This is a genomic window from Stutzerimonas stutzeri KOS6 (assembly GCF_000307775.2).
GTDB classification, from domain to species: Bacteria; Pseudomonadota; Gammaproteobacteria; order Pseudomonadales; family Pseudomonadaceae; genus Stutzerimonas; species Stutzerimonas stutzeri_B.
In genome coordinates this window covers 933,487-945,358 of the sequence record NZ_KK020676.1, presented here as the reverse complement: position 1 = coordinate 945,358, position 11,872 = coordinate 933,487, and the positions used below count along the sequence as shown (strand labels likewise).

The following is an 11,872-nucleotide window of genomic DNA, read 5'->3' as shown; positions in this document are numbered from 1 at the left end:
CCCCCAAATACCCCTGTCGTGGAATCGCTCATGCTCAAGGCGGCGATCGTTCTGTTGTTAGTGGCCACGCTGGCCAGTCTGTTCAGTGGATTGTTCTTCCTAGTCAGGGACGAGGGCCGCAGCTCCCGCGTGATCACGGCGCTGTTCATCCGCGTCAGCCTCAGCGCGCTGACCGTTGCGCTGATCGGCTGGGGTTTCTGGTCCGGCCAACTGCGGCCGGCGTTCGGTTTCTGATTCGCTAGATCACATAGACGAAGACGAACAGCGCGATCCAGACCACGTCGACGAAGTGCCAGTACCAGGCCGCCGCCTCGAAACCGAAGTGCTGCTCCGGGCTGAAATGCCCGCGCAGGATGCGCACCAGCATCACCGTGAGGATGATCGCGCCCATGGTCACGTGGGCCCCGTGAAAGCCGGTGAGCATGAAGAAGGTCGCGCCGTAGATGCCCGAGCCGAGGGTCAGCCCCAGTTCGGTGTAGGCATGCACGTACTCCTCGATCTGCAGCACCAGGAACGCGGCGCCGAGCAGCACGGTCAGCGCCAGGCCGAGCTTGAGGTGCTGGCGATTGTTCTTGCGCAGCGCATGATGCGCCCAGGTCAGGGTGAAGCTGGAGCTGACCAGCAGGATGGTGTTGATCAGCGGCAGGCCCCAGGCACTGATGGTGCCTTCCGGTGCCGGATAGAGCTTGGGATCTGGGGTGTTGAGCAGCGGCCAGGTGTATTCGAAGCCGGGCCAGAGCATGTTGCTGATGCCCTTGTCGCCTTCGCCGGCGAGCCAGGGGCCAGCCCAGTAGCGGATGTAGAACAGCGCGCCGAAGAAGGCGAGGAAGAACATCACCTCCGAGAAGATGAACCAGCTCATGCCCCAACGGAACGAGCGGTCCATCTGGGCGCTGTACAGCCCGGCGCGGCTTTCCTTCACCACCGAGCCGAACCAGCCGAACATCATGTAGGCGATCAGCAGGGCGCCGGCGAAGAAGATCATCGGCCCGCTGGACTCATCACGTCCGGCCTTGAGGTCGTTGAACCAGCTGCCCAGGCCGTAGAAGGTGACCAGCAGGGCGACGGTGGCGATGATCGGCCATTTGCTCTGATCGGGAACGTAATACTGCTCGTGGGTGGTCTGTTGGCTCATTGCAGACTCTCCTTGGCCGGGGCCGATGTGGCGTTGACGGCCACCGGCGGCTGGCGGGACGTGATGTCGAACAGCGTGTAGGCGAGGGTCAGGTTGTGCACGTCGGCGGGCAGGTCGCGATCGACGATGAAGCGCACCGGCATCTCGATGCGCTCGCCCGGTTGCAGCACCTGCTGGGTGAAGCAGAAGCATTCGGTCTTGTGGAAGTACGCGGCTGCCCGCGACGGCGAGACGCTGGGGATCGCCTGCGCGGTCATCGGCTTGTCGGTCGGGTTGTAGGCGACGAAACGGATTTCCTGGCTGGCGCCCGGGTGCACGCTGAGCTGGTCGGCCAGCGGGCCGAACTCCCAGCGCATGCCGGCGGCGTTGGTGGCGAGGAACTGCACCCGCACGGCCCGTGCTGCGTCGGCGTTCTGCACGCCGGTGTAGGCGCCGGCGGTCTTGCCGTTGATGCCGAAGGCCTGGCACATGACGTCGTAGATTGGCACCAGCAGAAAGCCGAAGCCGAACATGGCGACCACCACCAGCGTCAGCCGCAGTACCAAGCGGCGCAGGGGAAGCTCGGTGCTCATGGCAAGCCTCCTTGGCAGGCGAACGGGGCGCCTGTGATTTGGTGAGCAACTACCGCGATCTGGTGGGCTGAAGCCCACCCAGGCAGCCACAAACCCCGTAGGGTGGGCTTCAGCCCACCGCCACCAAGGTCCGGCCATGCGGATTGGCGCAAGCTAAGCCCTGCCCGGCCCAGGCGGCTAACCGGGGCCGGTACAGGCTGCAGGATCGGCACATACCGATCAGGCCCGCTGCTCACGGCGTCAGCTCCCCGCCGGTGCCCTTGCGATGCTCGTGCACATCGCTCAAGTCCGGTGGCGTCTGGAAGGTGTGGTAGGGCGCCGGCGACGGCACGCTCCACTCCAGCCCTTCGGCGCCGTCCCAGGGCTTGGCCGGGGCCGGCGCGCCACCGCGGATGCACTTGATGACGATGAACAGGAACAGCAGCTGGGTGGCGCCGAACATGAAGGCACCGATGCTGGAAACCATGTTGAAGTTGGCGAACATCATGTTGTAGTCGGGGATGCGCCGCGGCATGCCGGCCAGGCCGACGAAGTGCATCGGGAAGAACGCCAGGTTCATGCCGATGAAGCTCATCCAGAAATGCAGCTTGGCCAGGGTCTCGTCGTACATGTGCCCGGTCCACTTCGGCAGCCAGTAGTAGGCCGAGGCGAAGATGCCGAAGATCGCCCCCGGCACCAGCACGTAGTGGAAGTGGGCGACCACGAAGTAGGTGTCGTGGTACTGGAAGTCGGCTGGCGCGATGGCCAGCATCAGTCCGGAGAAGCCGCCAATGGTGAAGAGGATGACGAAGGCCACGGCGAACAGCATCGGCGCCTCGAAGGACAGCGAGCCGCGCCACATGGTCGACACCCAGTTGAACACCTTCACCCCGGTCGGCACGGCGATCAGCATGGTGGCGTACATGAAGAACAGCTCGCCGGTCAGCGGGATGCCGACGGTGAACATGTGGTGCGCCCAGACGATGAACGAGAGGAAGGCGATGGCACCGGTGGCGTAGACCATCGAGGTGTAGCCGAACAGCGGCTTGCGACTGAACGCCGGGATGATCGAGCTGACCGCGCCGAACGCCGGCAGGATCATGATGTACACCTCGGGGTGGCCGAAGAACCAGAACACGTGCTGGAACAGCACCGGGTCGCCGCCACCGGCCGCGCTGAAGAAGCTGGTGCCGAAGTGGATGTCCATCAGCATCATGGTCACCACCCCGGCCAGCACCGGCATCACCGCGATCAGCAGGAAGGCGGTGATCAGCCAGGTCCAGACGAACAGCGGCATCTTCATCAGCGTCATGCCCGGCGCGCGCAGGTTGAGGATGGTGGCGATCACGTTGATCGCGCCCATGATCGAGCTGATGCCCATCAGGTGGATGGCGAAGATGAAGAAGGTCACCGACTCCGGTGCATAGGTGGTCGACAGCGGCGCGTAGAAGGTCCAGCCGAAGTTCGGCCCGCCGCCCTCCATGAACAGGGTGCTGACCAGCAGGCCGAACGCCGCCGGCAGCAGCCAGAAGCTGAAGTTGTTCATCCGCGGCAGGGCCATGTCCGGCGCGCCGATCATCAGCGGGATCATCCAGTTGGCCAGGCCGACGAAGGCCGGCATCACCGCGCCGAAGACCATGATCAGGCCGTGCATGGTGGTCATCTGGTTGAAGAATTCCGGCTGCACGATCTGCAGCCCCGGCTGGAACAGCTCGGCGCGGATGACCATGGCCATGGAGCCGCCGAGCAGGAAGGCGCAGAAGCTGAACCACAGGTACATCGAGCCGATGTCCTTGTGGTTGGTGGTCAGCAGCCAGCGCGAGAGACCCTTGGCCGGGCCGTGGTGGTGGTCATGTCCGGCATGACCATGATCATCGATCACTGCACTCATCACCGAATCCTCTTACTGGGTGGCTTCTTCGGCCTGTTTGAAGTCGAGCACGTCTTTCGGCGTGACCATTTCGCCGGTCTCGTTGCCCCAGGCGTTGCGCTCGTAGGTGATGACCGCGGCCAGATCGACTTCCGACAGCTGCTTGCCGAAGGCCGCCATGGCGGTGCCCGGCTTGCCGTTGACGACGATCTCGATGTGCGCCTCGACGTCGCTGGTGGTGATGGCCGAGCCCTTGAGTGCCGGGAACATCGGCGGCAGCCCTTCACCCGATGCCTGGTGACAAGAGCTGCAGTTGGTCTGGTAGACCTTCTCGCCGCGGGCCGTGAGCTCGTCCAGTGTCCATTCCTTGCTGGTCAGCTCGGCCAGCTTGGCGGCCTCGGCCTTCTTCTCGCCGAGCCAGGTGGCGTAGTCCTCGCGGGACTTGACCTCCACCACCACCGGCATGAAGCCGTGGTCCTTGCCACACAGCTCGGTGCATTGGCCGCGGTAGATGCCGGGCGCCTCGACGCGGGTCCAGGACTCGTTGATGAAGCCGGGGATGGCGTCCTTCTTCACTGCCAGGTCCGGCACCCACCAGGAATGGATGACGTCCGCCGAGGTGATCAGAAAGCGCACCTTGGCGCCGGCCGGGATCACCAGCGGCTCATCGACTTCCAGCAGGTAATGCTCACCCTTGGGTGCCTGGTTGTTGATCTGGTCGCGCGGCGTGGTGAGGTTGCTGAAGAACTCCACGTCCTCGCCCAGGTACTTGTAGTGCCATTTCCACTGGTAGCCGGTGATCTGCACGTCCACATCGGACTCGCTGGAGTCGTAGATGTGGATCAGCGTGCGCGTCGCCGGCACCGCCATGCCCACCAGGATCAGCAGCGGGATGACCGTCCAGAGCACCTCGACGCGGGTGTTCTCGTGAAAGTTGGCTGAGTGCTGACGCCTGGAGCGGCGGTGGGCGACCATCGACCAGATCATCACGCCGAACACCAGCACGCCGATGACCACGCAGATCCAGAAGATCGTCATGTGCAGGTCGAACACCGAACGGCTGACGTCGGTGGCGCCGGAGCGCATGTTCACGTCCCAGGCCGCCTGAGCCTGGCCAAATAATGCCGAAAGCCCAAGCCCCATCCAGATGCATGGATGTCGAGACATTGCGGGTTCCCCTTATGATTCTTGTTATCCCGCCGACCGCCATCGCACCGCCGAAAATCGGCTGGCCGGGAAACCATTCCCGTCATGCCAGCTACGTTTTCGATCGGTCCGATTCTGCCCAACGCTGCCAGCGAAATGTTCGATGGCGACATGGGCGCTTGCACGCGCAGTCGGAACTCAATCAGGTACGCCTACGATTCGGAGTATAGACAGCGATCCCACTCTGGCAATTCAAGCGCGGGGCGTGTCTGGCTCGGGTCGTGCGGGGGCATCGTTCTTCTTCACCCCGCGCAGGTTCATCAGCGCCAGGCACACCTGCAGGGTGATCAGCGCCCAGGCCTGGGCCTGCCAGCCCCAGATCACCCAGAGCAGGTTGCTCAGCAGGAAACAGCAGAATCCCAGCGTGCGGCGGGCCGGATTCAGCGAGCCGATGAGCCAGGCGGCCAGTACCGTGACCACCATGGCCGGCCATTGCAGCAAATCGATCCAGTCCACGATGCCTCCGGTGCGGGGATACAGGGATTGGTGCAACGGGGTGGGGGATAGTTCCGCCGCGGGTTCGCTGGCCGGATGGGCGCGACGACCGACGGGTCCGTGTTACCGAGCGGCATAGCTCGCGGTGCGTGCTGCGCTGCGGTGGATGGGTGAAGCGTCATCCACCTTACGTGGAAGCCCACCCCACGGCTGGCGACGCGTTGGCAGGCACACGCCCGTAGGGTGGGCTTCAGCCCACCAAAGTGTTGTTGTCAGATCAGGCTCAGCTGCTGCCCGGGCGGCGCGAAAATGCTGCAATCCAGACCGTAGTTCTGGTCGCGCCGGTTGTAGCCCAGGCGCTTGCAGGCCAGTTGGAAGCGCTGGGCGAGCAGTTGGGCGAACTGGCCTTCGCCGCGCATGCGGCTGCCGAAGCGGCCGTCGTAATCCTTGCCGCCGCGCGACTGGCGCACCAGGCTCATGACATGGGTGGCGCGCTGCGGGAAGTGTTCCTGCAGCCAGCCCTCGAACAGCCCGGCGACTTCGTGCGGCAGGCGCAGCAGCACGTAGCCGGCCGAGCGCGCACCGGCCTCGCGCGCCGCTTCCAGCAGGCGTTCGAGCTCCATGTCGTTGATCATCGGGATCATCGGCGCGCACATCACGCTGACCGGTACGCCAGCGTCGTGCAGGGTACGCAATACCCGCAGACGTGCCGTCGGCGAAGCTGCGCGCGGTTCCATGATGCGCTTGAGCTCGTCGTCCAGCGTGGTCAGGCTGACCGAGACGCTGACCAGCCGCTGCTCGGCCAAAGGCACCAGCAGATCGAGATCGCGCAGCACCAGCGAGCCCTTGGTGATGATGTGCACCGGATGCCTGAAACGCAGCAGGATCTCCAGTGCCTGGCGCGTCAGTCGCTGTTCACGCTCCAGCGGCTGGTAGGCGTCGGTGTTCACGCCCAGCGCGATGGGCTGCGGCACATAGCCCGGCTTGGAGAGCTCGGCTTCCAGGCGCTCGGCCAGGTTGGTCTTGGCGATCAGTCTCGTCTCGAAATCGATGCCGGGCGAGAGGTCCCAGTAGGCGTGAGTGGGCCGCGCGAAGCAGTAGATGCAGCCGTGCTCGCAGCCGCGGTAGGGGTTGACCGAGCGATCGAACCCCACGTCCGGCGACTGGTTGCGGGTCAGTACCGACTTGGCGATCTCCCGGCGCACCTCGGTGGCACGGGTCGGCGGTACATCCTGTTCCCAGCCATCGTCATAGGCCTCGCTGCGCATTGGCGCAAAGCGGTTGTCGGGATTGATCGCGGTGCCGCGGCCGCGTGGAGTCGGCATGGTGAACGTCATGATGGTCGCCGCCGCTATTACTGTTCATGCATACAGTAATCGCCTGCCCGACCGGATGCCAGCGCGGCTGATCGATGGTCGCTGTCACCACCCGTCGGATGGCCGGGGAACATTTGGGCTGCGTTTCGGACAAAAGGGGCTCATCAGGCAGCGATCGCACCGTGAGCGCCTGCCTGTCGACGGAACCCGCCGGCAAACGACAGGGATGATCGGACTGCCCGTCGGCACCCGATCCGGCAGTACCGGCATGGGCGCCCTATCTGCGGCGCCTTCCCGTTCCCAAATCACTGCCGTCAGTCAGGAGCAGCTCATGCATCCCACCGGTTCCTTCCATACCCGGGAAAACAATTTCGATTTCCTTCGCTTCTTCGCCGCTGCGCTGGTGCTGTTCGCCCACTGCTACCCCCTGGTCGGCCGCCGCGAAGACGAACCGCTGTCGCTGCTGACCGGCTACGAAAAAGGCGGCTCGATTGCCGTTGGCATCTTCTTCGTCATGAGCGGCTACCTGATTGCCTCGTCGTGGCTGGCCAGCAGCAGCCCGAAGAGCTTCCTGATCAAACGCGCGCTGCGCATCTTCCCGGCGCTGATCGTTGCGGTATTGCTCTCGGCCTTCGTCATCGGACCGCTGGTCACACAGTTCGATCTCGGCCGATACCTGGCGGCCGACGGCACCTGGACCTACCTACAGAACATCCTGCTGGTGACCCGCTACGAGTTGCCCGGCGTGTTCACCGAAAACATCTATGCCGATGTGGTCAACGGCTCGCTGTGGACCCTGCCGCTGGAAGTGCTGATGTACATCGGCGTAATGATTCTGGGGCTGACCGGTTTCCTCAAGCGCCGGCTGATCTTCCTGCCTATCGCCGTGCTCGCCGTCGGGCATTTCTGGCTACTGGGCAAGCTCGGCATCGAATCCTACTTCATCAAGAACATCTTCAAGCTGGGCCTGCTCTACTACAGCGGCTCGGCGCTGTTCCTCTACCGCGACGACATCCCCTGGCGTGGCTGGATCGCCGCGCTGCTGTTCGTCGCGCTGGTGGCGACCTTCCGCACCGACATCGGTCCGCTGGTGTACTTCCTTGCGCTGCCGTATCTGGTGCTCTACCTGGCCTATGCGCCGCTGCCGTGGATCTCGCGCTTCGGCAAGTACGGCGATTTTTCCTACGGCCTGTACATTTACGCCTTCCCGTTCCAGCAGCTGACGATCCACCTGTTCGGCCCGCAGGTCGGCGTGGCCGGGCTCGCGCTGATCGCCTTCGTGCCGACGCTGATCCTCGCCGCATTGTCCTGGCACCTGATCGAGGCGCCGGCGATGAAACTCAAGCGCCTGTTCGCCCGCACGCCGCAGCCGGGACGGGCGTCACCGAAGGTGGGGGGCTGAAAGGCCCCACAGCAGCCAGAAGCTCAAAAGCATCGCCCCGAGGGCGGGCCTCCCACCAAGCCAAAGCAGTCTGCACGCCCCGAACCTGTGGGAGGCGCGCCCTCGCGGCGATGCGTACAGGTTGAGCGCAGCGAAGCCCAACGAGCGGAGCATCGCGCCAGAATGGGCGTGCAATGTTGGGCTCCGGCGCTGCGCGCCTCAAGCCAACCTACGTCGCCGCAGATCGACGGCTGATGGGCTCCGCAGCAACCATCGAGCTCAAAAGCCTCGCCCCGAGGCGGGCCGCCCAGCAAAGTCAAGGCAGTCTGTGCACGCCTAACCTGTGCAGCAGCCAGTTATGCCGCCAGATCGCCGCAGAACAGTGCTTACTCCGGCTTTTTCAGTTTCGGATTGGGGAAGAACTGCACCGACTGCACCTGTGGGTTGGCCGGCTTGGACTGCGCCTTGTTCACGCGCGTGCCGAGCTCCATCGGCACCGACTGGCCCTGGGCGTTGAGGGTGTCGGCATAGCCGCAGTCGATGCATTCGCGGTGCGGCACACCGTCGACGTCCCACATCTTGATGCAGTCGCTGCCGCTGCACGCCGGGCATACGGCCCCGGCGATGAAGCGCTTGGTGGTGACACGGGATACTTCGTTGCTCATGCCGCGGCCTCCGCTACCAGCCCGAGGTGGCGCAGCAGGGCGTCGATGGACGGCTCGCGGCCTCGGAAATCGACGAACAGTACCATCGGCTCCTGCGAGCCGCCACGCGCCAGGATCGCCTCGCGGAAGGCGCGGCCGGTCTCGGCATTGAACACGCCTTCTTCCTCGAAGCGCGAGAAGGCGTCGGATGACAGCACCTCGGCCCACTTGTAGCTGTAGTAACCGGCCGCGTAACCGCCGGCGAAGATGTGCGCGAAGCTGTTGGGGAAGCGGTTGTAGGCCGGCGGGCGCATCACCGAGACCTCGTCACGGATGTGTTCGAGCACCTGCAGCACGCTGCGACCGTCGCCGTGGGTGGCGTGCAGCTCGAAGTCGAACAGCGAGAACTCCAGCTGGCGCGCCATCATCATGCCGGACTGGAAGTTCTTCGCCGCCAGCATCATGTCCAGCTTGTCCTGCGGCAGGCGCTCGCCGGTCTGGTAGTGGCCGGAGATGTGCGCCAGGCCCTCGGGGTCCCAGCACCAGTTCTCCATGAACTGGCTCGGCAGTTCCACGGCATCCCAGGCCACGCCGTTGATGCCCGAGGCACCGGCGTGCTCGACCTGGGTCAGCAGGTGGTGCAGGCCGTGGCCGAATTCGTGGAACAGGGTGGTGACCTCGTCGTGGGTCAGCAGCGCCGGGCGCTCGCCCACCGGCGGGGTGAAGTTGCAGACCAGGTTGGCCACCGGCGTCTGCAGCGTGCCGTCAGCGGTGCGGCGCTTGTCGCGGGCACCGTCCATCCAGGCGCCGCCGCGCTTGTTCGGTCGCGCATAGAGATCGAAGAAGAAGCGCCCGACATGCTCGCCGTTCTCGCTGATTTCGAACAGGCGCACGTCCGGATGCCAACCGTCGAAGCCTTCCAGCTCGTGGATCTCGATGCCATACAGACGCTGGACGATGCTGAACAGCCCGGAGAGCACCTTGTCGATCGGGAAGTAGGCGCGCAGCTCTTCCTGGTTCAGGCTGTAGCGCTGCTGGCGCAGTTTCTCGGCGTAGTAGCCGAGGTCCCAGCTCTGCAGGTCGTCCAGGCCCTGTTCGGCGGCGAAGGCGCGCAGTTCGGCCAGGTCGCGCTCGGCGAACGGCTTGCTGCGCACCGCCAGGTCGCGCAGGAAGCTCAGTACCTGCTCGGTGGACTCGGCCATCTTGGTCGCCAGCGACAGCTCGGCGAAGTTGCCGTAGCCGAGCAGGCCGGCCAGCTCGTGGCGCAGCTCGAGGATCTCGGCCATCACCGGACCGTTGTCGAACTGCCCGCCATTCGGGCCCTGGTCCGAGGCGCGGGTGCAGTAGGCGGTGTAGACCTCCTCGCGCAGGTCGCGATTGTCGGCGTAGGTCATCACCGCGTAGTAGCTCGGGAATTCCAGGCTGATCAGCCAGCCATCGAGGCCCTTGGCCTTGGCTGCCTCGGCCATCTGCGCCTTGGCCGAATCGGTGATGCCGGCCAGCAGGCTGTCGTCGGTGATGTGCCGGGTCCAGGCCTGGGTCGCGTCCAGCAGCTGGTTGGAAAACTTGCTGCCGAGTTCGGCGAGCTTCATCTGGATCGCGCCGAAGCGCTGCTGCTCGACCGGTGGCAGGTCGATGCCGGACAGCCGGAAGTCGCGCAACGAATGCTCGAGGATGGTCTTCTGCGCCACCTCGAAGCCAGCCGCCGCGGGGCTCGCGGCCAGTGCCTGATAGGCCTCGAACAGCTCGCGGTTCTGCCCCAGTTCGGTGTAATAAGCCGACAGTTTGGGCAGGCAGGCCTCATAGGCTGTACGCAGTTCCGGGCTGTTGCACACGGAGTTGAGATGGCCGACCGGGCCCCAGGCGCGGGCGAGGCGATCGTTCAGCTCGTCCAGCCCGACCACCAGGGTCTGCCAGTCAAGGCTCTCGGCCGGGCGGCTGAGCAGCTCCTGGAGCGCCACGCGGTTGTCACCGAGGATGCTGTCGATGGCCGGCTCGACGTGCTCCGGACGGATTTCGGAATAGGGTGGCAGGTCGAAGTCTTGCAGCAGGGGATTGTTCGCGCTCACGGGGGCACCTTGTGACGAAGAGGATTGCAGGCCGCTCGCAAGAGCGAGGCCGGAAGTGGCAGGCAGATGTCCTAGATGGACGCGCTGTCGAGGTTTTTCAACGCCGGTCGGCCGGTTGTTACTCTGACCACGGCAGGCGGCATGCTGCTCAGCCCTGTTCCGCAGCGGCAATGCCGGTCATCTTAATTACAATCGACCCTTCACGCAGCCAAAGAGGTTTCTATCGTGGCGATACGCAGCTACCAAAACAGCACTCCGAAACTGGGCGAGCGCGCGTTCGTCGATGACTCCGCCGTGGTCATCGGCGATGTGGAAATCGGCGCCGACAGCTCGGTCTGGCCGCTGACGGTGATCCGCGGCGACATGCACCGCATCCGCATCGGCGCACGTTCGAGCATCCAGGACGGCAGCGTGTTGCACATCACCCACGCCGGGCCGTACAACCCGGACGGCTTCCCGCTGACCATCGGCGACGAGGTCACTGTCGGGCACAAGGTCACCCTGCACGGCTGCACCCTGGGCAGCCGCATCCTGGTGGGCATGGGCTCGATCGTCATGGACGGCGTGGTGGTCGAGGATGAGGTGATCATCGGCGCCGGCAGCCTGGTGCCGCCGGGCAAGACCCTGGAATCGGGCTACCTCTACGTCGGCAGCCCGGTGAAGCAGGCGCGCCCGCTGACCGACAAGGAACGCAGCTTCTTCAGCTACACCGCCGGCAACTACGTCAAGCTCAAGGACCAGCACCTCGCCGAGCGCGGCTGATCCGGCTCACTTGGCGAACAGCTGGCCGATGTCCTTGAACGCCTTGAATTCCAGGGCGTTGCCACAGGGGTCGAGCAGGAACATGGTGGCCTGCTCGCCGACCTGGCCCTGGAAGCGCACATAGGGCTCGATGACGAAACCTGTGCCGCGCGATTTCAGCCGCTCGGCCAGCGCCTCCCACGCCTCCCAGCCGAGCACCACGCCGAAGTGCGGCACCGGCACGTCATGGCCGTCCACCGGGTTGCTGTGTGCCGCTTCCTGATGCGCCATCTTCGGCGCCTCGTGAATCACCAGCTGGTGGCCGAAGAAGTCGAAATCCACCCAGTGATCGCTGCTGCGGCCTTCGGCACAGCCGAACGTTTCGCCGTAGAAGGCACGGGCGGCGGCCAGGTCGTACACGGGAATGGCGAGATGGAAAGGCGAAAGGGTCATCGGGTGGTACTCCGTAAATGGCAAGACGTTTCGAGTGTAGAGGCTTTTCCAGCAGTACCGAGAGCCGTTGG

General features: G+C 64.7%; 12 protein-coding genes. 3 read left to right on the top strand and 9 right to left on the bottom strand.

Features of this window, described 5'->3' with window-relative positions:
* Positions 1–30: 30 nt before the first annotated feature.
* Positions 31–234 carry a twin transmembrane helix small protein gene (locus tag B597_RS32630; RefSeq protein ID WP_003291797.1) on the top strand — a complete coding sequence of 68 codons (204 nt, stop codon included), beginning with the start codon at positions 31–33 and terminating at the stop codon, positions 232–234.
* Positions 235–238: 4 nt separating this feature from the next.
* On the opposite strand, the gene B597_RS32625 is transcribed toward B597_RS32630, so the two are convergent.
* From B597_RS32625 to B597_RS32600, 6 genes are all read right to left on the bottom strand, one after another.
* Positions 239–1,135: a cytochrome c oxidase subunit 3 gene (locus B597_RS32625; protein WP_003291795.1), complete on the bottom strand. Its 897-nt coding sequence runs from the start codon at positions 1,133–1,135 to the stop codon at positions 239–241.
* A complete protein-coding gene (locus tag B597_RS32620; protein ID WP_003291794.1) occupies positions 1,132–1,707 on the bottom strand; it encodes a cytochrome c oxidase assembly protein in 576 nt (191 codons plus the stop codon). The genes B597_RS32625 and B597_RS32620 overlap by 4 nt, the downstream gene beginning before the upstream one ends.
* Before the next feature lie 232 nt (positions 1,708–1,939).
* Positions 1,940–3,577, bottom strand: a complete 1,638-nt coding sequence (gene ctaD / locus B597_RS32615) for a cytochrome c oxidase subunit I (protein ID WP_003291793.1) — start codon at positions 3,575–3,577, stop codon at positions 1,940–1,942.
* Between the two features lie 12 nt (positions 3,578–3,589).
* Positions 3,590–4,723, bottom strand: a complete 1,134-nt coding sequence (coxB, locus tag B597_RS32610; protein ID WP_003291792.1) for a cytochrome c oxidase subunit II — start codon at positions 4,721–4,723, stop codon at positions 3,590–3,592.
* A gap of 231 nt (positions 4,724–4,954) precedes the next feature.
* Complete coding sequence (locus B597_RS32605; RefSeq protein ID WP_234461798.1) at positions 4,955–5,185, bottom strand: hypothetical protein; 231 nt, start codon at positions 5,183–5,185, stop codon at positions 4,955–4,957.
* A gap of 284 nt (positions 5,186–5,469) precedes the next feature.
* Positions 5,470–6,534 (bottom strand): PA0069 family radical SAM protein, encoded by a 1,065-nt coding sequence (locus B597_RS32600; RefSeq protein ID WP_003291789.1) that lies wholly within the window; start codon positions 6,532–6,534, stop codon positions 5,470–5,472.
* A gap of 310 nt (positions 6,535–6,844) precedes the next feature.
* Here B597_RS32600 and B597_RS32595 point away from each other — a divergent pair, with 310 nt between their 5' ends.
* Positions 6,845–7,915 carry an acyltransferase family protein gene (locus B597_RS32595; protein ID WP_024161895.1) on the top strand — a complete coding sequence of 357 codons (1,071 nt, stop codon included), beginning with the start codon at positions 6,845–6,847 and terminating at the stop codon, positions 7,913–7,915.
* A 365-nt stretch (positions 7,916–8,280) separates the two neighbouring features.
* Here B597_RS32595 and B597_RS32590 read toward each other — a convergent pair whose 3' ends face one another.
* Positions 8,281–8,559 (bottom strand): YheV family putative zinc ribbon protein, encoded by a 279-nt coding sequence (locus B597_RS32590; protein ID WP_003291786.1) that lies wholly within the window; start codon positions 8,557–8,559, stop codon positions 8,281–8,283.
* The gene (prlC, locus tag B597_RS32585) at positions 8,556–10,607 is read right to left on the bottom strand and encodes an oligopeptidase A (protein WP_003291785.1); all 2,052 of its coding nucleotides are present in this window, start codon (positions 10,605–10,607) and stop codon (positions 8,556–8,558) included. The genes B597_RS32590 and prlC overlap by 4 nt, the downstream gene beginning before the upstream one ends.
* Before the next feature lie 225 nt (positions 10,608–10,832).
* Here prlC and B597_RS32580 point away from each other — a divergent pair, with 225 nt between their 5' ends.
* On the top strand, positions 10,833–11,369 hold the full coding sequence (locus B597_RS32580; RefSeq protein WP_003291784.1) for a gamma carbonic anhydrase family protein: 537 nt from the start codon (positions 10,833–10,835) through the stop codon (positions 11,367–11,369).
* A gap of 6 nt (positions 11,370–11,375) precedes the next feature.
* Here B597_RS32580 and B597_RS32575 read toward each other — a convergent pair whose 3' ends face one another.
* Positions 11,376–11,801: a VOC family protein gene (locus B597_RS32575; RefSeq protein WP_003291783.1), complete on the bottom strand. Its 426-nt coding sequence runs from the start codon at positions 11,799–11,801 to the stop codon at positions 11,376–11,378.
* Positions 11,802–11,872 lie beyond the last annotated feature (71 nt).